Genomic DNA, 21176 nt, shown 5'->3' with positions numbered 1-21176 from the left:
TGGTGTCGAGTGAGGCACTTCGGAGGTGAAGTCGGGTGAGGCGACGACGGGTCAGCCGGGTCGCGACCATCAGCATGCACACATCGCCGCTGGACCAGCCCGGAACGGGCGACGCCGGAGGCATGAACGTGTACATCGTCGAGTCCGCCAGACGACTGGCCCAGCTCGGGGTGGAGGTGGAGATCTTCACCCGGGCCACCGCCCGCGACCTGCCGCCCGTGGCCGAGCTCGCCCCCGGCGTCCTCGTCCGCCACCTCACGGCCGGGCCGTACGAGGAGATGGACCGCGCCGACCTGCCCGCCCAGCTCTGCGCCTTCCTGTCGGAGGTGCTGCGCACCGAGGCCATGTACGACCCGGGCCGCTACGACGTCATCCACTCCCACTACTGGCTGTCCGGCCAGGTCGGCTGGCTGGCCAAGGAACGCTGGGGCGTGCCCCTCGTGCACACCATGCACACCATGGCCAAGGTCAAGAACCTCCTGCTCGCCCAGGGCGACAAACCCGAGCCCCAGGCCCGCGTGGTCGGCGAGCAGCAGGTCGTCGAGATCGCCGACCGCCTCGTCGCCAACACCACCGACGAGGCCCGCGAGCTGATCGACCTGTACGGCGCCCCCGAGCAGCGCGTCGCCGTCGTGAACCCCGGCGTCAACCTCACCCGCTTCCAGCCCGCCTCGCAGGGCGCCGCCCGCCACCGGCTCGGGCTCCCGCAGGACGCCCACGTCCTGCTGTTCGTCGGCCGCATCCAGCCGCTCAAGGCCCCCGACGTGCTGTTGCGCGCCGCCTCCAGGATGCTCATCGACGACCCGTCGCTGCGCTCCCGCCTGGTCGTCGCCTGCGTGGGCGGCCCCTCCGGCAACGGCCTGGCCCGGCCCTCCCTGCTGACGGACCTGGCCGCCGAGCTCGGCATCGCCGACGTCGTCCGGCTCGTACCTCCCGCGCCACAGGAGGAGCTGGCCGACTGGTACCGGGCCGCGGACGTCACCGTCGTCCCCTCCTACAGCGAGTCGTTCGGCCTGGTGGCGCTGGAGTCGCAGGCCTGCGGCACCCCCGTGGCCGCCGCCGCCGTCGGCGGGCTGCGCACCGCCGTCCGCGACGGGGTCTCCGGCCTGCTCGTCGACGGCCACGACCCGGCCGAATGGGCGCAGGCGCTGCGCCGCTTCGTCACCGCCCCCCTCTGGCGCGACCAGCTCTCCGAAGGCGCCCGCGCCCACGCGGCCGCGTTCGGCTGGCAGGCCACCGCCTCCCGCCTCATGGAGGTGTACGCCGGAGCCATCGCCCACATGCACAAAGTGCCCGTGGCCGTGTCCTGACTTTTATTCTGGTCGTCATGCGCGATGTCGTCGAAGCCGCGCTCAAGGCCGCGGACGTCTCCTACGACGAGCCGCGGCCCGGGGCGTTCCTGGTCAAACTGCCCGGACAGCACAAGCTCGCCACCATGACCTGGCTGATCGTGGGTGAGAGGGTGCTGCACGTCGAAGCCTTCTTCTGCCGCCAGCCCGACGAGAACCACACCGAGTTCTACCGGTGGCTGCTGGGCAAGAACGGGTCCATGTACGGGGTGCACTTCTCCCTCGACCCCGTGGGTGACGTCTACCTCGTGGGGCGGGTGCCACTGGCCGCGGTCACCGAGGAGGAGGTGGACCGGCTGCTGGGGTGCGTGCTGACGTACTCGGACGAGTGGTTCGACCGGGCGCTGGAGCTGGGCTTCGCCACCTCGATCCGGCGGGAGTGGGCCTGGCGCGCCAAGCGCGGCGAATCCCTCGCCAACCTCCAGGCCTTCGCCCGCTTCGCCGACCCCGACCGCTGACCCATGGCCTTCGCCCGCTTCCCCGACGCCGACCCCGACCCCGACCGCTGACCCATGGCCCGCAGTCGCAAGAGACCGCGGCGGCTCGTGGCCGGCGACGAGACCTTCCTCTGGGTGGTGGCCCACAACCACCGCGACGAGCAGGGCCGGCCGCGCGAGTGCCGGGAGACGCTCAGGCTGCGGCGCAGCGGGGCGCGGGGGCGCCTGCTGATCGTCTTCCAGGAGGGGCCGGGACGGCTGCTGGCGCACTCCGGAGCGGTCGGCGCCGGTGGCCTGTGGCTGAACCTGCACGAACCCGGCACCGTACGAGCCCTGCTGGACGAGGCGACCCTCCGCGGCTGGGACAGCGACGACCCGCTGACGGCCCACCTCGACGGCTGGGACCTCTTCACCGCGGTCGCACCACCCCTCACCGCCCAGGCACGGCCTTGAACCCTCACCGCACCTCCACTCGCCAGGCGCGGCCCTGATCCCGCCGCACCTCCTCCCACCAGGCACGCCCCTCCTCAGGCACGGCCCTCCACCTCGCGCACTTCCCAAACCATAGGATTGGCCTCATGGCGACTTTGGTGCTGCTTAGGCACGGCGAGAGTGACTGGAACGCGAAGGGCCTGTTCACCGGCTGGGTGGACGTGAGCCTTTCGGCCAAGGGCGAGGACGAGGCCCGCCGCGGCGGCAAGCTCCTCCAGGAAGCCGGGCTGCGCCCGGACGTCGTCCACACCAGCCTCCTGACCCGGGCCATCCAGACGGCCCAGCTGGCGTTGGCGGAAGCGGACCTGATCTGGCTCCCGGTGAAGCGCAGCTGGCGGCTCAACGAACGCCACTACGGCGCCCTCCAGGGCAAGAACAAGGCCCAGACCAGGGAGGAGTTCGGCGAGGAGCAGTTCATGCTGTGGCGGCGCTCGTACGACGTCCCGCCGCCCCCCATCGCCGACGACGACGAGTACTCCCAGGCCGGTGACCCCCGCTACGCCCTCCTCCCGCCGGAGCTCATGCCCCGCACGGAGTGCCTGAAGGACGTGGTCGACCGCATGCTGCCGTACTGGTACGACGAGATCGTCCCCGACCTGGCCGCCGGCCGCACCGTCCTCGTCGCCGCCCACGGCAACTCCCTGCGCGCCCTGGTCAAGCACCTGGACGGCATCAGCGACGACGAGATCGCCGGCCTCAACATCCCGACGGGGATCCCCCTCCTGTACGACCTCGACGCCGACTACCGCCCGACCACCCCTCGCGGCAAGTACCTGGACCCGGAGGCCGCCAAGGCCGCCATCGAAGCCGTCGCCAACCAGGGCCGCTGACCAACTGCTCGGTCTTCCCGGGGGCGCGCTTCGCGCGACGCCTTGTGGGGGGCACTGCCCCCCACACCCCCATTTCAACTGCTCGGTCTTCGCCCGAGGGCGCGCTTCGCACGACGCAGCCTCAGGCAGCGCCTTGTGGGGGCAGGCCCCACACCCCCGGTCGAGGGGCCTGCCGGCCGCTCCCGCTCCCCGGCGCTTGGTCACGCACGAACCACCCTCGGCCCCGAGCCGCGGAAAGTTGCTCAGGTTGAAGAACCACAGGCGTGGACACCCGCACACAGCGAAGCCCGCTCGTGATCCGCCACTTGCCACTCTCTGTGCGTTACGCCTGCCACGCGCCTTCAGCCCGTCCGAGCCTTCAGCTCGCCATGCGCCCTCACCACAGTCCGCGCCCTGCCCGCGTCCGAGCCTTCGGCCCGCCATGCGCCCTGACCCAGCCCGCGTCCTGTCCGCGCCTTCAATCTGCCCGTGCCCTCCCCCTCCGCGCCCTCAGCCCGGCATCTCCACCCGGTGCATCCCGGCTACCGTGATCCCGCTCAGACGTGTTCCATCACGATCACCCCGGCCGTATCGGGTACGAGCGCGGTGAAGACATGCGGCGCATCGCCCGGATAGGACAGATAGTCGCCGGGCCCCAGCTCGACCGGCTCGTCCAAGGGCCCCGCCAGCGCCCGCCCCGCCCCGATGACGAGGTGCTCGACGGTCCCCGGCATGTGCGGCTCCGATCGCCGCGACTCGCCCGGCTGCGCCTCGATCCTGTAGAGGTCGCGGCGGGCCCCGGGCGGGCTGGATGCCAGCAGCGTCGCGGTGTAGTTGGCCTGGCCGGAGTGGGCGGCCGGCCCTTCGCCGGCGCGGATCAGCCGCACCGCGGGGCGCGGCGGATCCACCAGCCGGCTGAACGGGACGCCCAACGCCACTCCGAGGGCCCAGAGCGTCTCAAGGCTCGGGTTCCCGGTGCCCGCTTCGAGCTGGGAGAGCGTCGACTTGGCCAGGCCTGAGCGTCTCGCGAGCTCCGTCAGCGACATCCCGGCGCGGTCACGCTCGCGCCTGATCGCCGCCGCGATCCGGTCGAAGGGAGGTCTGTCATCCGCCACCGTTCGCTCCACGCTTCCATTCGTTCGATTTGACGAACACCCATGCCCGGTCCACTATAGCGGTCGAGCGTTCCGATATACCGAACAGGGGGGCACGTGCGCGACCCAGCAAGCCGGAGTCGACCGCTCGACACCGGCAGCAGGCACCACCCGCAGGAGCAGGGCCGAGCCGTCGCCCTGCCGCCACCGCACATGCGACATCTCGGCATCCTCGCGCACAGCACCGAGGGTGCGGCGCTGAGCTTCCTGTCCTTCTGCCAGGAGGGCTTCCAGCGTCTCGGCGAGCACGACCACCCCGACGTGACCCTCGACTACATCCCGTTCGGCCGCAGCATGCCCGCCTGGGACGCGGGCGATCACGACGCGGTACGCAAAACGCTCGCGGTCAGTGTGGACCGGCTGGCCCGGGCGGGAGCGGAGTTCTTCATCTGCCCCGACAACACCGCCCACCTGGCGCTCGAACGCCCGGGCCCGGCTCTGGCCCTGCCGGGCCTGCACATCGCCGAGGTGGTGGCCGATCAGGCCGCCCGCGACGGACGCACGCGCGTGGGGGTCCTCGGCACCGCCTACACGATGGAGGGCGCGGTGTATCCCCGCGCCCTCGGCGCCAGGGGGATCGCCTTCGAGGTGCCGGACGCCTCAGATCGCAAGGTGGTCAACGAGATCATCTTCAGTGAGCTGGTCAACGGCGTGTTCACCGACGAATCCCGTGCCGCGTACGTCAAGGTCATCGAGCGGCTGGCCGCCCGCGGCTGCGACGCCGTAGCGCTGGTCTGCACCGAGATACCCCTCCTCGTCGAGCCGGAGCACTCGCCGCTCCCCACGCTTGACTCGACCCGCCTCCTGTCGACCGCCGCCTACGACACAGCCGTCGGCTTGAGCCCGTTCCCGACTTGGCGTGGCGGCTTGGAGGGGCTCACGGAATGAGATGGCGGGGGTCCGGAGTCCGAATCTCTTGAGGCGATGGGGGAGGATGAAGGAGAGGGCCGGCGCCTCAGCCCGATGAGATGACACCGGCCGTCAGACCGCGTCGGTTACGACTCTCGCCTGGTGACCCCTTCTGCGGTCGATAGTGAGCGAATCGCATCGCTTCGTTGACGTGATCACTCATTCAACGGGCGGCGAGCCATGCTGGGCCTCCGCCCGCACGGGCTTGGCACCCTCGCGCCCTCGGGTATGGAACGAGGCAGGCCGGCTCGGTCACCTCCCCGCTCGCGAATCGTGACGAAGCCGCTCCTGCTTCGCGCTTTCGGATCGTCAGGCAAGCAGTTCCTGCTTCGCGCTTTTGGATCCTGCGGTAGGCCGTTCCTGCTTCGCGCCGTTCGTAGCCCGATCTACACACCCGACGGGACGCAACCCCTTCGGATGGCGAGGCGAGCCGCCCTGCCTCACGCTTTCGGCTTCTGAGGCAGGGCGGCGTGTTTGTCTCGCGCCTTCGAACGGTGAGGCAGGCAAGGCTGCTTCGCGTACCGAACCATGAGGTGAGGGCCTCACCAGTCGATGGCGCGCGCGAGCGGCGTGGCGTCTCCTGGCGTCAGCGGCTTGGTCAGGAGCACCGGCATCTGCGCCATGAACCGCGGCTCGGTGCCCAGGTGCTCCTGCGCGGCGTGCACGGTGAACGGGTGCACCACGTAGGCGTCGCCCGGGCTGCCGGTCGCCAGTGCCAGCGGCCGGTCGGGGCCCACCTCGTCGAAGATCGGCCCCATTTGCATGGGGTCGAGCACCTGCCCCTCCTCCAGCACCTTGACCATGTCCCGGTGTGATCCCGCGCGGATGCGGGTGGGTGCGTCGTCGGTGCCGACCTCGGAGAACAGCACGAGGAGCAGCAGGGTGCCGGGGCGTGTGCTCACTCCCCAGGTGCCGTCGGCGCGCATGGTGTTGGAGTCGATGTGCCACCCACGGTCGTCGGCCGGAGGCACCCGGGGGAAGCGGACCGGGATGTTGCCGACGGCGCCGCGTCGATGCCATCCGCCCGGGCCGGCGACGGCGTCCAGGGCCGCGTGCAGCTTCGGGCTGGCCATGAACTGCCCGAACGGCCCCTCGCCGGTCAGGTCGGCCGTCCACACCACCGGCTGTGTCCACCCGGAGGGCTCGTCCGGCGACAGGCCGATCCGCTGCCACAACAGGGCCCTGGCCGCATCGCCGACCTCCCGCGGCACGATGCCTTCGAGCTTGGCGAAGCCGTCGCGGACGAACTGCTCGACGTCAATGCTGTCCATGTTGAGCACGCTACCGAGGCTGTCCATCGCTTTTCCGCCGCCACCAGGCCGTTTCCAGGGCGCTCCTTGGCCGTCTCCGGGCCCGCCCGGGGCCGCTTCCTGGCCTTCTCCGGGCGATTCCGGACCGTCGTCGGGGTGATTCCAGACCGCCTCCAGGCCCCTCCGGCCGCCTCCAGGCCCCCCGGACGCCTCCAGTGCCCCTCCGGAAGTCTCCAGGGTCGCGCCCAGGCCGCCTCCAGGCCGTCCTCCGATGCGAACCTCTCGGTCCACGACGCGATCGACGAGCTCCCGTCAGGGGCTCAGAGCGCGGACATGGCGAGGACGGTCGAGGCGAACCGCTGCGCTTCGTCCCGGTCCACGGCGGGCTCGATGCGCTTCCCCTTCCTCCAGACCGAGACGGGCTCGGCGGGCGGCCGGTCGATGAGGGCGGTGATGGGCGGCACGGCCCTCGCCACGGGCTGGCCGAAGAGCGCCGACGCCGCCCGTACGACACCGCGCAGCGGTTGCCTGAAGGGCTCGTGCAGCCCGGTCGCCACGAACACCGGGTTGTACAGCACGTATTTGACGCGCTCGGAGCCGTAGGCGGCGCCCAGCAGCACGCTGGCCCTGGCCCCCTGCATGGTGGCGGCGACCGCTCGATAGCCGTTCTCCAGCTGGAGGTCGTCCCAGTTGATCCGGCCGCCCCGCCCGGCGCCGCACAGGTTGACGATCACCGGCGACGGCGCCTTCTCCAGCGGGCCGCGTAACCCTTCGGCCATGAGCCGGCGGTTGAGCACGTAGAGGGCGAAGGTGTGCTCGAAACCCTCCGCTGTCGTCACCCGGCGCGGGTTGTACCTGAAGGCGGCCAGCACCAGCGCGTCGATCACGGGGTGGTCGGCGCTGAGCCGTTCGACGAGGTCGCGGGTCTCGCGCAGGGAGCTGAGGTCGCAGCGGACGAACCGGGCCCGCGGCACCTCCGCACGCAGGCGCCGCCCGCCCTCCTCGCTGCTGCCCACGGCGACGACCTGCTCGCCGAGCGCGGCGTAGTGGCGGGCGAGGGCCAGCCCGATGCCGCTGGTGCCGCCAGTGATCACTATGGTCCTGGACATAAGTTGAGGGCCTCCTCAAATTGAAAGTGCCCTCAACTTATCTAGACTGCCGGTCGACGCGCAAGGACGGCCGACCCGGGAAGGGGCCACGTGAAAAGCAGCTCCGAAGGCTTGCGGGTAGCCGCCCTGCAGGCGGGTCTGATCGGCTCGGCGGCGGGCGACCTCCCGGACGTCCTGGAGCGATGCGCGCAGGAGCGCATCGACCTCCTCGTCCTCCCCGAGTGCTACTTCGGCGGCATGCCGGCCGACAGCCGGGCCGCCGAGTCGGCGGCGATCGCCCCGCCCTACACGAGCCTCCTCGCGGCCCTGGCGGCCTGCCCCGAGCAGACCACGGTGGTCGCCGGGTTCACCGAGCGCTCGGCCGGCGGGCGGCTGCACAGCTCCGCGGCCGTCGTCCGCGCGGGGAAGCTGACCGGCGGGATCTCCCGCAAACTGTTCCCCCGGGAGCCGGTCTTCAGCCCGGGTGACGACCTGCCGCTGCACCACCACGGCGAGCACGCGTTCGGCGTGGTGATCTGTTACGACTGCAACCTCGTCGAGCCGTCCCGGCTGCTGGCGCTGGCCGGCGCCCGCGTCCTGGTCTGCCCGCTCAACAACGACCTTCCCCCGGACGTCACCCGCGGCTGGCTGAGCAGGTCGCGCTCGGCGTTGATCGCGCGAGCGGTCGAGAACGACTGCTGGGTGATCGCGGCGGACGTGGCGGGAACGGCGCCGGGACGGGAGGGGATCGGCGCGACCTGCGTCATCGCCCCGGACGGCCGGGTCGTCGCCGAGCCGGACAGGAGTGCGGCCCCTGAGCTGGTGGTGGCCGAGATCGAGGTGCGCGGCGAATCCATGCTCCCTCGCTGGGACGTCCGCCGGAACCCGGCGATCTTCGACAGGTGGCGGCGGAGCCTGGAGCCGTAGTGGGTGGTGGGCCGGGGCCGCCTGAGCGCCGGCCCACCACGCGCGGGTTCCTACGGAGCGGGGTAGTCCGTGAGGTAGACGGGCGCGCCGACCTTGGTGGTGTCGGCCGCGTCGCCGACGCCGTTGACCACGTGGTCGATCGTCCCGGCGCTGAGGTTGACGGTCATGATGTGGTGCAGCCGCACGCCAGGGGTCTGCGGCACCTCGAACCCGTTCTCCGTGTGGATCTGCGGATTGTTCTGGTTGAAGACGTAGACCCCGCCGCCGTACAGGCGGTGGCGGCGGACGCGGTCGCCGACCTTGTAGCCGGCCCAGCCCTCGACGGCGCCGTTCATCCAGTCGGCCTGGGTCGGCGGGTCGTACGGCAGCTCGTTCTGGTAGAGGATCGTCGTGCCGTCGTCGCCGTTCCAGATCGTGTTGTACTGCTGGAAGTGCTCGACGAACAGCCCGGTCGCGGTCACGTGGTCACCGTTGATGACGGCGCCGTTGCGGCCCAGGTTGGTGTTCCAGCGCTGGGTGTCATTGAGCCCTTCGACGCCGTGGTCGGCCCGCCACACCCAGGTGTGGTCGATGAGCACGTGGTCGCTGTTGACCTCGAGCGCGACGTCGGTCCTGCCGATGTGCGGCCCGCCGACCCGGAAGTACACGTCGGACAGGGTCGTCGGGTTGTGCGGCGTGGCGCGGCGCTCGCCGTGCCGCTTGCCCACCCGCAGCAGCACCGGCGACTTCTCGGTGCCGGCGTCGATGGTGACGCCGGCGATGACCACGCCGGGCACGTCGGCGACCTCGATCGGGGTCGAGCCGCGGGTGGCGGTGAGCGTGGCGTGCCCGAGGCCGAGCACGACCGTGTCGGGACGCTTGACCTCGATGCTGCGCGCGATGTCGTACACGCCGGGGGTGAGCAGCAGGTTCTTGCCGCGAGCGAGCTGCCTGTTGATGTCGTGCACCGAGTCGGACGGCTTGGCGACGAAGAAGTCGGTGATCGGCAGCGTGCGGCCGGGCGTCAGGCCCGCGGCCCACGAGACGCCGCGGGTGTCCCTCCTGGCGGCGGGCACGCGGACGTTGTACCTGCCCTTCGCGTCGGCGTACAGGTAGGGCTTCTCGCGGCTGAGGGGAGTGGTGTCGAGCGTGGTGTACGGCGGGTTCGGGAAGCCCGTCTCGGCCGGGGCGCCGGTGACGCCGGAGAAGACCTGGTTCCACACGCCGTTCGACCAGCCGGCGACCTCGCTGTTGCGGGTCAGCCACTGCTGCTGGGAGCCGTTGGTGACGGACGGCAGCCTGGAGTCGGCGATGAAGCCGCCGCTGGCGTACTGCGGGCCGGCGGTGCAGTAGTCCATCAGCGACAGGGTGCCGCCGGTGACGTCGAGCCGGCGCAGGGACACCGCCTGGGAGACGGCCCAGAAGTTCGCCGACGACCGGCAGCCGTCCTGGCCTGCGGCGTTGATGTTGATCGACAGGTTCGACAGGGTGCGCCAGAAGTTGACGAGTGCCAGGCAGTTGCTCGTGCCGCCGTCCGCCAGGCAGCGGTTGTAGACCTCGACCTTGCCGTTGATGACGACGTCGGTGGGGGAGGCGCCGAGGCCGGCGATCTCCGTGTAGTAGCCGACCTTGATCTGGAGCGGCTGTTCGGCGGTGCCGTACGTGCCGGGCTTGAAGAGGTACGCGTGGCGGGTGGTGCCCATCTCGGCGTCCACCTGGGCGGCGTGGGCGGCGTCGAGGGTGGCCTGGATGTCGCCGACCGGCATGCCGGGGTCGAAGACGGTGACGTTCGGCCCGAAGTCGGGGGCGGCTGGAGAGGCGGCTGCGGGGGTCGCCGACAAGACGGCGGTCGTGGCGGCGGCGGTCAAGAGGGCGGTCGTCAGCACGAGGCCGAATCGCGGCGCCCGGCCGCGGGGAGGCTGGGTCGTCGTCATACGGTCCGTCCCTTCCACTGCGGGGTCGCGCAGTGCTCTGGACATCGCCAGCTCGGGTCGAGAGAGCGCTCTCTCGCGCGACCTGGCTTATATCGAGGCCTGAAGAATGGGGTTCCGGATGTTTCTACCGCGTCACCGGCCCCGATCACAAGATGCGCGGAACGACGTTCAGGCGCAGGGAGAAGGGGTCCAGGGTCTTGGGCAGCGGGCGGTCCGGGCCGAGGGCCGGGCCGTCCGGGAAGAAGTCGTACTGGCGCAGCAGCGCGGCCAGCACCGCGGTGCCGACCGTGCCTCCGAGATCGCTTCCCGGGCAGCGGCCGGGCCCGGCCGAGAACGGGATGATCCACCAGTCGGCCGCGGCCCGCCCGTCCAGCCACGCTTGCGGGGTGAAGGCGTCGGCGTAGCCGATCTGCGGGTTCCGGTTGTGCACGGCGACCGGGATCATGAGGTCGGTCCCGGCGGGGAGCGTGGCTCCGTGCCAGCCGGTGGGCTCGGTGACGACCCGGGGCAGCGTGGCCACCAGCGGCCACAGGCGCAGGGACTCGTGCAGGCAGGCGCGCAGGTGCCGCCGCTCGCCGCCGGTCGCGCACGCCTCGGCCCGCGCCCTTTCGCAGTGCTCGGGATGGCCGGCCAGGAGTGCCAGGGTGGGGCCGATCACCGTACTGCCGAGCCCCGTCAACGCCAGCAGCCAGTGCGGCACCTGCCCCGCGGGACAGGTGCGAGCGCTCTGGGGCGCGGCCGCCGCCAGGCCCGCCAGGCTGTCGCCGGCCGGCGCCTCCAGGTGCCGCTCGATCCCCGCCGTCATGGCCAGCCGCAACCTGCGCGCCCGGCCGCGGCGCCGGGGCCCCAGACCCAGCCAGTTGCCCTGGTGGCGCAGCGCGTTCAGGGTCGACAGGACCTGTACGTCGTCGCGGGCCGCGTCGCCGAGCACCAGCCTCAGCGTCGCCCGGTCGTAGCCGCCGCGCAGCCGCTCCCAGTCCACCGGGGCCTGGCGGCGGCCGAGGATCCCGTCGAGCTCCTCCGTCATCACCTGGTCGATCCGCCGGGCCAGCACGTGCGCCGCCCCGCCCAGCACGGCCTCGTTGAACCGGCGCCGGTCGCCACGCTGCTCCCCCTGGGACAGCAGCAGGCTGTCCGGCTGGAAGGGCGAGAACCCGTGCCACTTCTCCTCCGTGCGCAGGGAGAAGACCGAGTCGCTGCCGGCCAGCACCCGTTCGACGTCGCCCTGCGACAGGAGCAGCAGCACCTTGCCGCGCGGGCCCCGCACGTAGAGCGAGCGGCCGCCGTAGCGCACGCGCAGCCGCAGGCAGAAGCGCTGCGCCGCGGCCTGCGTGTCGAGCCGGGCGAGCAGCCGGGTCATCGAGGGCCGGGGGACGACGATGCCGCGGGCGAACTCCGGCAGGGAGTAGAGCAAGGCGAACGCCAGGCTCTCCAGCCCGGTCGCGCGCGGCGTCTCGGAGGTCTGTCGTCCCATCACAAGCCCTCCACACCTTGGGGATACCACAAGTAGTAGTTAAATGATTACTATAAGTGAAGAGCTGAAAGGCGGTGACCGGCCATGTTCTGGACGAAGATCGTCAAAGAGTGGTACGAACGACCGTTCCTGCTGCAACTCCTGGCGCTGGCCAGGATGCGGGCCGCCCTGCGCCGGCACAACCTGCACGACACCCGCCCGGTCGGCGGCGAGCGGGCCCCCACCCCGTCCCGGCCAAGGCCGCGCCACCGCAGCTACGACGGCTCCGGCTACGACCCCGCCGACGCGGACATGGGCCGGGCCGGCACCCGCTTCGACCGCAACGCGCCCCTCGGCCTCACCCATCCGGGCCCGCGGGAAAGGCTGCTGTCGCCCAGCCCCCGCGAGGTGAGCAACCGGCTGCTGACCAGGCGCGAGCTCATCCCCGCCACTTCGCTAAACATGCTGGCCGCCGCCTGGATCCAGTTCCAGAACCACGACTGGTTCAGCCACGGCGACAACCGCCTGGCCGACCCCATCGAGGTGCCGATCGCCGACGGCGACCAGTGGTACGAGCGGGTGATGCGCGTACGCCGCAGCCGCCCCGACCCCACGCCGCGCACCGTGCCCGGCACCCCGCCCACCTACGCGAACACGGTGACCCACTGGTGGGACGGCTCGCAGCTCTACGGCAGCTCCGAAAGCCGCTGCCGCTCGCTGCGCACCGGCGAGGACGGCACGATGACCCTCCAGGGCGGGCGGCTGCCGGATGAGACCGCCCCGGGGCTGGCCGGGATCGACCTGACCGGGTTCAACGACAACTACTGGGTCGGCCTGGCGCTGATGCACACCCTGTTCGTCAAGGAGCACAACGCCATCTGCGGCATGCTGCGCGAGGCGTACCCGTCGTGGGACGACGAGCGGCTCTTCCAGACCGCCCGCCTGGTCAACGTCGCCGTCATGGCCAAGATCCACACCGTGGAGTGGACGCCCGGCATCCTCGACAACCGGGCCGTGAGCCTGGGCATGAACACCAACTGGGCAGGGCTGCTGGGGCCCGGCTTCCGCCGCCGTCACGGCCGCGTGGGGCGGGGCGAGATGATCTCCGGCATCCTCGGCTCGCCCATGGAGCACCACGCCGCGCCGTACTCGATGACGGAGGAGTTCGTCGCCTCCTACCGGTTCCATCCGCTGATCCGCGACGACTACCCGGTCCGCTCCCACCGCGACGGCAGCCTGATCACCACCGAGGAGCTGCTCCCGATCCAGGGGCAGCACACCCGCGCCGCCGTCGACAGGCACGGCATGTCCGACTGGCTCTACTCCTTCGGCGTCATGCACCCCGGGGCGCTGAGCCTGCACAACCATCCCGACGCCCTGCGCGACCTGGTGCGCGTCAGCGGCGAGCGCATCGACGTGGGCACCCTCGACATCCTGCGCGACCGCGAACGCGGGGTGCCCCGTTACAACGACTTCCGCCGCATGCTGCGCAAGGCGCCGGTGACCGAGTTCGCGCGGATGACCGGCGACCCCGGGTGGTCACGGGAGCTCGAGGAGGTCTACGAGGGCGACCCCGAACGGGTCGACGTCACCGTGGGGCTGCTCGCCGAGCCCAAGCCGCCCGGGTTCGCGATGTCCGACACCGCGTTCCGGGTGTTCGTGCTCATGGCGTCCCGCCGGCTCAAGAGCGACCCGTTCTTCACCGACCTGTACACGCCCGGGGTCTACAGCCCCGAGGGGCTGGACTGGATCGACAGGACCGGCATGACCGAGGTCCTGCTGCGCCACCACCCCGAGCTCGCCCCCGCTCTCAGCGGCGTCCCGCACGCGTTCGCGCCGTGGCGGGCGCTCAGGTGACCCGCCGTCCGCCGCGCCCCTTGGCGGTGTACGGCAGCACGAACAGGTACAGCCCGGTCAGAAACTGCAGCACGAGCGGGAACAACGGCAGGTAGAACACCCACATGGCGGGATTCTCCTGCGAGACGGCGACGATGGCGACGAGCACGGTCGTGGTGAAGGCGATGGACAGCCAGCGGTGACTCTGCCGGATCCACTTGCCGGAGTTCATGGGAAAGACCTCCTCAGCGGACTTCCTGGATGCGGATGAGGTTGCCGGCGGGATCGCGCACGGCGCAGTCGCGGACCCCGAACGGCTGCTCGATCGGCTCCTGCACGATCTCGGCGTCGCCCGCCTGCAGCCGCTCGAACAGGCCGTCGAGGTCGGCGGTGGCCAGGAGGATGCCGGCGTAGGTGCCCTTGGCCATCATCTCGGCGATGGTGTGGCGCTCGGCCTCGGTGACGCCGGGGTCGGCCGCGGGCGGCTGCAGGACGATGGACGTGCCGGGCTGACCCGCCGGGCCGACGGTGATCCAGCGCATCCCGTCGTACCCGACGTCGTCGCGGATCTCGAAGCCGAGAACGTCGCGGTAGAAGGCCAGGGAGGCGTCCGGGTCGTCGTGCGGCAGGAAGCTCGAGTGGATGGAGATGTCCATGGGAGCCACGCTAGGGGCGGCTCGCGGGCCGCTGCTTCTCGATTCCTGACCGATACTGAGGTCAGGGCTCCACAGGCGCCGTCCGGAGGAGAATTCATGTCAGAAGAACGCGAGATGGCGACAGGCCGTTGTTTCGTCTGTAAGCGCGAATTCACCTACGACCCGAGAGAGGTCATTACTTTTCTGATCGACCCGCAAACCGGGATTCCGCCGGGCTTCAGCGTTCTGGGCACCATGCGGCCGGCCGGACCGGAAGCGGTGGCCCGGTCCACCGATGAACCTCTCTGCCCCGATTGTCAGGGCCGGGCGGAGCAGTACAGGGATGCGATGAACGCGCCGCCGCCCCGCTGGGAAAGCTGGCCGCCAGCCGGGAATTAAGCGCCGCATAACGCCCATGCCCGCGCCGCGTGTGCGCGCAGGGCGCGGGCGTGGCTCTAGCATCTCCTTCGGGCAGACCGGTTGGAGTGCTGGGCGGAGGGTGCCCTTCCGCCCAGCTCACATCCCGGTCACCGGCCGTCAGCTCGGGCGGGCGCCGGTGACCAGGTAGACCACGTCCTGCGCCACCCGTACCGCATGATCCGCGTACCGCTCGTAGTAACGCCCGACCAACGTGATGTCGATCGCCGGCTCCACCCCGTGCTGCCAGTCCTTGGCCAGGATGTTCTTGAACAGTTTGCGATGCAGCCGGTCCATCGCGTCGTCGTCCTGTTCCAGCTCCATCGCCGAGTCCACGTCCCGCGACGCCACGCAGCTCCCGGCCTTGGTGACCAGGTTCTCGGCGATCTGGCCCATCTCCAGGATGGTGGAGCGCAGCGCCGGCGGGATGGCGGAGTCGGGGTGCCGCAGGCGGGCCACCTTGGCGACGTGCACCGCGAGGTCGCCCATGCGCTCCAGGTCGGTGCCCATGCGCAGCGCCGTGATGACCATTCTCAGGTCCACCGCGACCGGCTGCTGGCGCGCCATCAGCTCGAAGATCGACGTCTCGATGTCGGCGAAGACCGCGTTCACCTCCTCGTCGCGGGAGATGACGCTCTCAGCGAGCTGGAGGTCGGCATCGAGAAGGGCCGTGGTGGCACGGGATATCGCCGAGCGGACAAGGCGGGTCATTTCGACCAGCTTGTCTGTCAGTGCATCAAGTTCTTCATGGTACGCGTCGCGCATGTCGTCACCGTACGACCCGCTCGATGAACGAACCCCTACAGCAAGATGAACTTTCCAGGAAAGGGCCGTTCATCCCCTGATGAGGGGGTCTGTCCCTGCGAAAACGCCACCTACCATCGGAGGCATGAGTGAGATGGCCATGAGCTTCGCGGCCCTGGCCGGGTTCGTGGTGGGCGCGCTGGCAGTCCTGTTCTATCGCAATCAGATCGAGGCCCCGAGCCGTGCCGCCGCGGCGGACGGCGTGGAGACCGGCGCCGCGCTGCCGCAGGGCGTCGCGTCGGTGCTGGCCGTGCTGCCGTCGTCCGCCGTGGTCCTTGACGCCCACGACCGCGTCCTGCGCGCCAGCTCGGCCGCACGGGCGTTCGGGCTGGTCAAGGGCGACCGCCTGATGGCCGCGGAGCTGCTCGCCCTGGCGAGGCAGGTACGCCGCGACGGCGAGATCCGCGAGAGCGAGATCGACGTCGCCGGCCACAAGTTCGGCCAGGAGACCACCAACTTCGCCGTCCGCGTGGCACCGCTCGGCTCCTACGGCCAGGTGCTCGTGCTGGCGGAGGACCAGACCGAGCGGCGCCGGGTCGAGGCCGTGCGCCGCGACTTCGTCGCCAACGTCAGCCACGAGCTGAAGACCCCGGTGGGCGCCATGAGCCTGCTGGCCGAGACCATCCAGGACGCCGCCGACGACCCCGAGGCGGTCAGCCGCTTCGCCGGGCGCATGCAGCACGAGGCCGCCCGGCTCAACTACCTCATCCAGGACCTGATCACGCTCAGCCGGATCCAGGGCGCCGAGCCCATCCCGACGCCGGGTCAGGTCTCGATCGACGAAGCGATCCACGGCGCCATCGAGTACTGCAACACCAGGGCCTCGGCCAAGGACATCGCACTCGTCACCGGCGGCACCGAGGGCCTGCGCATCTGGGGCGACGACGACCTGCTCGTCACCGCCCTGCGCAACCTGATCGACAACGCCGTCGCCTACAGCCCCGACCACACGAGGGTCGTCGTCAGCGTGCGGCCCGCGGGCGACTCCGTCGAGATCAGCGTCAGCGACCAGGGCATCGGCATCCCCGAGGAGGCGCTGGAGCGCATCTTCGAGCGCTTCTTCCGCGTGGACGCGGCCAGGTCGCGCGCCACCGGCGGCACCGGCCTCGGCCTCGCCATCGTCAAGCACGTCGCCGCCGCGCACGCCGGCGAGGTGTCCGTCTGGAGCAAGGAAGGGTCCGGCTCCACCTTCACCCTCCGCCTGCCCGCCTTCGGCGGCACGGCGGTGGCAGTACCACCCTCGATTCCCCTGGAGGCAGCCAAATGACCCGAGTACTCGTCGTGGAGGACGAGGAGTCCTTCTCGGACGCCCTGTCCTACATGCTGCGCAAGGAGGGCTTCGAGGTGTCCGTCGCGGCGACCGGGCCCGAGGCGCTGGAGACCTTCGACCGCAACGGCGCCGACCTGGTGCTGCTCGACCTGATGCTGCCCGGCCTGCCCGGCACGGAGGTGTGCCGCTCGCTGCGGCAGCGCTCCAAGGTGCCGGTGATCATGCTGACGGCCAAGGACAGCGAGATCGACAAGGTCGTGGGCCTGGAGCTGGGCGCCGACGACTACGTCACCAAGCCGTTCTCCTCGCGCGAGCTGGTGGCCCGCATCCGCGCGGTGCTCCGCCGCCAGGGCGACGTGGTGGAGGAGCTGGAGACGGCCGTGCTGGCCGTCGGCCCGGTGCGCATGGACGTCGACCGGCACGTCGTGGCCGTGCGGGGCGAGCAGGTGCAGCTCCCGCTGAAGGAGTTCGAGCTGCTGGAGGTGCTGCTGCGCAACGCGGGGCGGGTGCTGACCAGGGGCCAGCTCATCGACCGGGTCTGGGGCGCCGACTACGTGGGCGACACCAAGACGCTGGACGTGCACGTCAAGCGCCTGCGCGCGAAGATCGAGTCGGACCCGTCGAACCCGCGCTGCATCCTGACCGTGCGCGGCCTGGGCTACAAGTTCGACGCCGTCGAGGAGTAGGCGAACACGGAAGAACCCCGGTACCGCGCCGCGGTACCGGGGTTCTTCGTGCGATCAGTGACCCTCTTCGGCCGCGGTGGCGGACGGGGTCGGGGTGGGCGTGGGAGCCGCGGTGGCGCCGGGGGCCGGCGGGTAGTCCTTGTATTCGCGGCTGCGCGTCACCACAGGCACGTTCATGGACACGATCCCGGCGTTGGCGAACTGGAGGTCCAGCTTGATGGACTCGCCGCCCCTGAGGCTCCTGGGGATCGCCTCCAGCATGATCTGCGGGGTGGGCTTGCCGGTGTTGACGAGCGTGTTGCTCGGGAGCTGGATCGGGGCGGTGACCTTCACCGAGCCCATCTGGCCGGCCGAGACCGCCTGGAGGGTGTCGGGGGCGCCGGCGGTGTTCAGGATGTTGAGGTAGATGGGGGCGGAGCCGCGCCACGGGATCTGGGCCCCGGAGTCGGGCCCGAGGATGAACGCCTGCGGGATGTGAATGCCGCTCTTGCCGTACGCGTCCTTATCGATCAGCACTTGCGCTTCGGCGGGTGCGTAGGGCTGGTTGGTGGTGGCGTCGAATCCGGCCGCACAGCCCGCGAGCGCGGGGGCTGCCAAGAACGCGGCGGCTACGGCAATCCAGCGACGGCTGGTCACGGGCGGGTACTCCTTGGTCTTGCGCAGGTGTCGCGCGTGCGTGATGTGCAGCGCCCACCATATCCACCCCAATGCAAGGTCATATCCACACCCCCGCAGGTCATTCGCTATGTCCGGAAATGCGATTCATAGAGTTGAGCGCTTGTCAAGCCCCAATATGCGGCCTTGACCTGCAGTTATGAGGATTTCACTGTTCCGGGAGGCTGTGGATGCGTGGTACTCTGGAGTACAGCGGAAGGGGTACTTGTCACATGACTTTCCAGGTCGGCGACACTGTCGTCTACCCCCACCATGGGGCTGCTCGGATCGAAGCAATCACGACGCGATCCATCAAGGGTGAGGAAAAGACCTACCTGGTGCTCAAGGTCGACAAGGGCGACCTTACCGTCCAGGTGCCAGCTGAAAACGCAGAACTCGTCGGCGTGCGCGATGTTGTCGGTCAGGAAGGCCTTGAGCGGGTTTTCGATGTCCTTCGGATGCCGCACACCGAGGAGCCGACCAACTGGTCTCGTCGCTACAAGGCCAATCTCGAGAAGCTCGCCTCCGGCGATGTGAACAAGGTCGCCGAGGTGGTTCGGGACCTGTGGCGGAGGGACCGCGAGCGCGGCCTGTCCGCGGGTGAGAAGCGCATGCTCGCCAAGGCTCGTCAGATCCTTGTCAGCGAGTTGGCCCTTGCCGAGAAGACCAATGAGGACAAGGCTGAGGCCCTGCTCGACGAGGTTCTCAACTCCTGAACACGAATCTTCCACGGGTGGGCGTCGGTGTCGACGTCCACCCGTTCTCATCGGATGACGCAGCCCGCGAGCTCAACCTCGCGGGCCTGCGCTGGCCGGGCGAGGTCGGCCTCGAAGGCCACTCCGACGGCGACGCCGCCGCCCACGCCGCCTGCGACGCGCTGCTGTCGGCGGCCGGGCTGGGCGATCTGGGCCGGCTGTTCGGCACGGCCGACCCGCGCTGGGCGGGCGCCTCGGGTGCCGCCCTGCTGGAGGAGACCGCCCGCCAGGTACGCGCCGCCGGTTTCGAGATCGGCAACGTGGCGGTCCAGGTGGTCGGTAACCGGCCCAAGCTGGCCCCGCGCCGTGAGGAGGCCGAGAAGGCCCTCAGTGCGGCCGTAGGGGCCCCTGTGAGCGTCTCCGCCACCACCACCGACGGGCTGGGCCTGACGGGGCGTGGAGAGGGCGTGGCGGCCATCGCGACGGCGCTGGTCGTCAACCTTTCCTGAGCGCCCGGCGTCATATGTAGGGACGCGTGAGGGTGTCCTGGCGGGTCGTCGCCTAGCCCGCCTGATTCGGAGGCGGCGGTTCGTCACTGGCGCGGTACGGACCGCCGTCTTCTCATGGGTAGTTTGCCTGCTCAGGGGGTATGTGTCCCGTCAAGACATGTGAACGTCTCGGGGGGAGCTACACATGATCGGCGCGATTGTTTCCGCAGTAGTCATCGGCGCCATCGTCGGTGCGCTGGCCAGGCTGCTGGTGCCCGGCAGGCAGAACATGTCCATCGGCCTGACCCTCATCGTCGGCATCGTGGCCGCCCTGGTCGGCACACTGATCGCGCACGCGTTCGGCTGGGCCGACACGAAAGGGATCGACTGGATCGAGCACATACTCCAGCTCGCTCTGGCCGTCATCGGTGTGCTGCTTGTGACCCGCATGGGCATGGGGCGCGGCGGTGGCCGTACTGGCAGAACCATGACCTGACCTGGCCCTTCTTTACGGCATGCATAATCGCCGTAGATCGGGTAGCGACCTTCCCGTGAGAGTGAACCGCTCACCCTCACGGGGAGGTTTCATGTCATGACCATCGAATCCATCCTTGGCGCCATCGTGATTGGCGCCGTGATTGGCGCAATCGGTCGTCTGCTGCTTCCCGGCAGGCAGGCCATCGGGTGGATCCTCACCATCGTCGTCGGCATCGTGGCGGCCCTGGTGGGTACGCTGCTCGCCCAGGTGCTGGGCGTGGAGACGACACCCGGCATCGACTGGATCGAACTGGTGATGCAGGTGGTGCTCGCGATCGTCGGTGTCGGCCTGGTCGCCGGCCTCAAGCGCGGTCATCGCGTCTGACGCCGGCTCCAAGCGGGATACATCGGCCCGCCCGGGATCTCTCCCGGGCGGGCCCGCCCATGTCCGGATCAGTCGTCGGGCGGGCGCGGGGTGGCGCGCAGGCGCCCCGACGGGGCCGGCGTGTCGTCGTGGACCACCGGGTGCGGGGCGGTGTCCTCCATCTCGTCCGGGCGCTCGCCCTCGTCGGCGCTCTCCGGGCCGTGCACGGGGTCGGGGGCGTCGTCCTCGAAGACGGGGTGCGGCTGGGTGTCGGCGTCCTCGTCGTCCTCCGGGCGAGGGTGGACCAGGACGTCGGAGGGCTTGACACGGTCGCCCCAGCGGACGGGGCGCGTCTCCGGCTCGGGCTCTAATTCCGGCTCGGGGGCGGGCTCGGGCGCGGACCCGGAGACAGGTCCGGGGGCGGGCTCGGGGGCGAGGTCCTTCTCCTGCATCGGCCACTCGGACACCTGAGCCGAGACCGGCGGCGTCTCGGGGGCGGGGGTGGGGCCGACCACCGGGGTGGGCTCCAGCACGGGCGGGGGCGTGTCCGTGGCCAGCGGGGGAGCCGTCTCGGGGCGGTGGAACGGCACGATGTCGCGCTCCGCCGTACGGTCCTCCTGCGCGTGGCGTTCGGGGCCGCGCACGTGCTTGATCAGCAGCAGCCACAGCCACAGCGCCAGCGCCAGCATGATCCACGGCGCCAGGGCCACGCCCACGGCCGTCTCCCGCACGCCGAACTGGAACCGCACCGCCGTGGCCACGTTCACCGCCGCGGCCGCCACGATCAGCAGCACCAGCACGAACGCCGCCTGCACGCGCACCAGCATCCTGGCGGGGCGCAGCAGCAGCACGGCGATCAGCGCGATCAGCAGGAGCGCGTCGAAGGCCGCCGGATAGAGGAAGGCGAGGTCGGGCCTGGCCTCGCCGGTGACGGCGAGCGTGCGCAGGTCGTCGAAGGACAGCGCGCACGCGGCCCCGGCGAGGGCGGCGACCGCGAGCCCGGCCAGGGCGATGCCCAGGCGGCGGAGCGTAGAGGGGGGAGTCACGTCCATGGCGGTGTCGAGCCTAC

At 70.6% G+C, this 21176-nt stretch carries 24 protein-coding genes; 14 read left to right on the top strand and 10 right to left on the bottom strand.

Annotated features, from left to right (window positions below):
- The first annotated feature begins 35 nt into the window (after positions 1-35).
- The 4 genes from mshA (at position 36) to HD597_RS46535 (ending at position 3108) form a co-directional block, all read left to right on the top strand.
- Positions 36-1310: a D-inositol-3-phosphate glycosyltransferase gene (gene mshA / locus HD597_RS46550; protein WP_308210835.1), complete on the top strand. Its 1275-nt coding sequence runs from the start codon at positions 36-38 to the stop codon at positions 1308-1310.
- A gap of 17 nt (positions 1311-1327) precedes the next feature.
- Entirely contained in the window at positions 1328-1807 is a 480-nt protein-coding gene (locus tag HD597_RS46545) for a type III secretion system chaperone family protein (RefSeq protein ID WP_253753034.1), read from the top strand.
- Between the two features lie 54 nt (positions 1808-1861).
- Entirely contained in the window at positions 1862-2239 is a 378-nt protein-coding gene (locus tag HD597_RS46540) for a hypothetical protein (RefSeq protein ID WP_253753032.1), read from the top strand.
- A 125-nt stretch (positions 2240-2364) separates the two neighbouring features.
- Positions 2365-3108, top strand: a complete 744-nt coding sequence (locus tag HD597_RS46535; protein ID WP_253753031.1) for a phosphoglyceromutase — start codon at positions 2365-2367, stop codon at positions 3106-3108.
- A gap of 536 nt (positions 3109-3644) precedes the next feature.
- Here HD597_RS46535 and HD597_RS46530 read toward each other — a convergent pair.
- A complete protein-coding gene (locus HD597_RS46530; protein ID WP_253753029.1) occupies positions 3645-4202 on the bottom strand; it encodes a helix-turn-helix domain-containing protein in 558 nt (185 codons plus the stop codon).
- Positions 4203-4298: 96 nt separating this feature from the next.
- Here HD597_RS46530 and HD597_RS46525 point away from each other — a divergent pair, with 96 nt between their 5' ends.
- A complete protein-coding gene (locus HD597_RS46525) occupies positions 4299-5129 on the top strand; it encodes an aspartate/glutamate racemase family protein (RefSeq protein ID WP_253753027.1) in 831 nt (276 codons plus the stop codon).
- A gap of 563 nt (positions 5130-5692) precedes the next feature.
- On the opposite strand, the gene HD597_RS46520 is transcribed toward HD597_RS46525, so the two are convergent.
- Positions 5693-6421, bottom strand: coding sequence for a phytanoyl-CoA dioxygenase family protein (locus HD597_RS46520; protein ID WP_253753025.1), 729 nt, complete (start codon positions 6419-6421; stop codon positions 5693-5695).
- A 299-nt stretch (positions 6422-6720) separates the two neighbouring features.
- The gene (locus HD597_RS46515) at positions 6721-7509 is read right to left on the bottom strand and encodes an SDR family NAD(P)-dependent oxidoreductase (RefSeq protein WP_253753023.1); all 789 of its coding nucleotides are present in this window, start codon (positions 7507-7509) and stop codon (positions 6721-6723) included.
- Positions 7510-7599: 90 nt separating this feature from the next.
- Between HD597_RS46515 and HD597_RS46510 the strand changes: the two genes are divergently transcribed.
- A complete protein-coding gene (locus HD597_RS46510; RefSeq protein WP_253753021.1) occupies positions 7600-8415 on the top strand; it encodes a carbon-nitrogen hydrolase family protein in 816 nt (271 codons plus the stop codon).
- Between the two features lie 50 nt (positions 8416-8465).
- Here the strand turns inward: HD597_RS46510 and HD597_RS46505 are convergent, their stop codons facing one another.
- Together HD597_RS46505 and HD597_RS46500 are read right to left on the bottom strand one after the other, a co-directional pair.
- Positions 8466-10328, bottom strand: a complete 1863-nt coding sequence (locus tag HD597_RS46505; protein WP_253753019.1) for a pectate lyase-like domain-containing protein — start codon at positions 10326-10328, stop codon at positions 8466-8468.
- A 145-nt stretch (positions 10329-10473) separates the two neighbouring features.
- Positions 10474-11802: a cytochrome P450 gene (locus HD597_RS46500; RefSeq protein ID WP_253753017.1), complete on the bottom strand. Its 1329-nt coding sequence runs from the start codon at positions 11800-11802 to the stop codon at positions 10474-10476.
- Positions 11803-11886: 84 nt separating this feature from the next.
- On the opposite strand from HD597_RS46500, the gene HD597_RS46495 reads away from it, so the two are divergent.
- Positions 11887-13638, top strand: coding sequence for a peroxidase family protein (locus HD597_RS46495; RefSeq protein ID WP_253753009.1), 1752 nt, complete (start codon positions 11887-11889; stop codon positions 13636-13638).
- Here HD597_RS46495 and HD597_RS46490 read toward each other — a convergent pair.
- Both HD597_RS46490 and HD597_RS46485 read right to left on the bottom strand, forming a co-directional pair.
- Complete coding sequence (locus HD597_RS46490; RefSeq protein ID WP_253753007.1) at positions 13631-13849, bottom strand: hypothetical protein; 219 nt, start codon at positions 13847-13849, stop codon at positions 13631-13633. The two genes, HD597_RS46495 and HD597_RS46490, sit on opposite strands and share 8 nt — an antisense overlap.
- A 13-nt stretch (positions 13850-13862) precedes the next feature.
- Positions 13863-14273, bottom strand: coding sequence for a VOC family protein (locus tag HD597_RS46485; protein WP_253753005.1), 411 nt, complete (start codon positions 14271-14273; stop codon positions 13863-13865).
- A 96-nt stretch (positions 14274-14369) separates the two neighbouring features.
- Between HD597_RS46485 and HD597_RS46480 the strand changes: the two genes are divergently transcribed.
- Positions 14370-14651, top strand: coding sequence for a hypothetical protein (locus HD597_RS46480; RefSeq protein ID WP_253753003.1), 282 nt, complete (start codon positions 14370-14372; stop codon positions 14649-14651).
- 138 nt (positions 14652-14789) lie between these two features.
- Here HD597_RS46480 and phoU read toward each other — a convergent pair whose 3' ends face one another.
- A complete protein-coding gene (phoU, locus tag HD597_RS46475) occupies positions 14790-15434 on the bottom strand; it encodes a phosphate signaling complex protein PhoU (RefSeq protein ID WP_253753001.1) in 645 nt (214 codons plus the stop codon).
- Between the two features lie 133 nt (positions 15435-15567).
- On the opposite strand from phoU, the gene HD597_RS46470 reads away from it, so the two are divergent.
- A complete protein-coding gene (locus tag HD597_RS46470; RefSeq protein ID WP_253759758.1) occupies positions 15568-16740 on the top strand; it encodes a sensor histidine kinase in 1173 nt (390 codons plus the stop codon).
- Positions 16737-17429: a response regulator gene (locus HD597_RS46465; protein ID WP_185110404.1), complete on the top strand. Its 693-nt coding sequence runs from the start codon at positions 16737-16739 to the stop codon at positions 17427-17429. The genes HD597_RS46470 and HD597_RS46465 overlap by 4 nt, the downstream gene beginning before the upstream one ends.
- Positions 17430-17483: 54 nt before the next feature.
- Here the strand turns inward: HD597_RS46465 and HD597_RS46460 are convergent, their stop codons facing one another.
- On the bottom strand, positions 17484-18137 hold the full coding sequence (locus HD597_RS46460; RefSeq protein WP_253752999.1) for a copper chaperone PCu(A)C: 654 nt from the start codon (positions 18135-18137) through the stop codon (positions 17484-17486).
- 179 nt (positions 18138-18316) lie between these two features.
- Here HD597_RS46460 and HD597_RS46455 point away from each other — a divergent pair, with 179 nt between their 5' ends.
- The 4 genes from HD597_RS46455 to HD597_RS46440 all read left to right on the top strand — a co-directional run bounded on the left by HD597_RS46455 (position 18317) and on the right by HD597_RS46440 (position 20128).
- Complete coding sequence (locus HD597_RS46455) at positions 18317-18799, top strand: CarD family transcriptional regulator (protein WP_020544658.1); 483 nt, start codon at positions 18317-18319, stop codon at positions 18797-18799.
- Between the two features lie 17 nt (positions 18800-18816).
- Positions 18817-19287, top strand: a complete 471-nt coding sequence (ispF, locus tag HD597_RS46450) for a 2-C-methyl-D-erythritol 2,4-cyclodiphosphate synthase (protein ID WP_253752997.1) — start codon at positions 18817-18819, stop codon at positions 19285-19287.
- Between the two features lie 184 nt (positions 19288-19471).
- On the top strand, positions 19472-19762 hold the full coding sequence (locus tag HD597_RS46445) for a GlsB/YeaQ/YmgE family stress response membrane protein (protein WP_253752995.1): 291 nt from the start codon (positions 19472-19474) through the stop codon (positions 19760-19762).
- Positions 19763-19858: 96 nt separating this feature from the next.
- Positions 19859-20128 carry a GlsB/YeaQ/YmgE family stress response membrane protein gene (locus tag HD597_RS46440; protein WP_253752993.1) on the top strand — a complete coding sequence of 90 codons (270 nt, stop codon included), beginning with the start codon at positions 19859-19861 and terminating at the stop codon, positions 20126-20128.
- 68 nt (positions 20129-20196) lie between these two features.
- Here the strand turns inward: HD597_RS46440 and HD597_RS46435 are convergent, their stop codons facing one another.
- The gene (locus HD597_RS46435; protein WP_253752991.1) at positions 20197-21159 is read right to left on the bottom strand and encodes a DUF2637 domain-containing protein; all 963 of its coding nucleotides are present in this window, start codon (positions 21157-21159) and stop codon (positions 20197-20199) included.
- Positions 21160-21176 lie beyond the last annotated feature (17 nt).

It is taken from the genome of Nonomuraea thailandensis, from assembly GCF_024172165.1.
GTDB lineage: Bacteria > Actinomycetota > Actinomycetes > Streptosporangiales > Streptosporangiaceae > Nonomuraea > Nonomuraea thailandensis.
This window is presented reverse-complemented; position numbering and strand designations above follow the sequence as displayed.